Origin of the sequence: Enterobacter cloacae complex sp.6700776 (assembly GCF_048284255.1) — a bacterium.
GTDB classification, from domain to species: domain Bacteria; phylum Pseudomonadota; class Gammaproteobacteria; order Enterobacterales; family Enterobacteriaceae; genus Enterobacter; species Enterobacter intestinihominis.
Genome location: NZ_JBLVYK010000090.1, coordinates 1 through 353, shown reverse-complemented (window position 1 = coordinate 353; position 353 = coordinate 1). Strand labels below are relative to the sequence as shown.

Sequence of the window (353 nt, the reverse complement as noted above, 5' to 3'; positions counted from 1 at the left end):
GTATTATGATTATGAGCGTATTTTAAAAGGTTTTAAAGATGTTAACCGGTTCTTTGTTAATGATGTGAAGCCTAAGTTTGGAATCAATACAGATAAGTGGAACTGGTAAATTAAAGGAGTAGCCAAGGCTACTCCTTGGATAGTACTATGAATTATGCATTCTCATTTCTCTCGACATATCATACGTTGCTTTTTCTCTATCGTTATAAGTCATGTCTATTAATTTTCTGAGTGTTTCTGGGTTGTTTTCTATTTGATTCCAGTTGACCACTGATATATAAGACCCGCTCTTCATGAAGTTGTCTATTATTCTTGCTGGCATATATGGGAACCTTTCCTCATAAGTTGAGCGC

At 35.1% G+C, this 353-nt stretch carries 1 pseudogene; it reads right to left on the bottom strand.

The features are described from left to right. Positions 1 to 145: 145 nt before the first annotated feature. A pseudogene (locus ACNQ0T_RS23350) lies at positions 146 to 353 on the bottom strand (hypothetical protein); the annotation flags it as partial.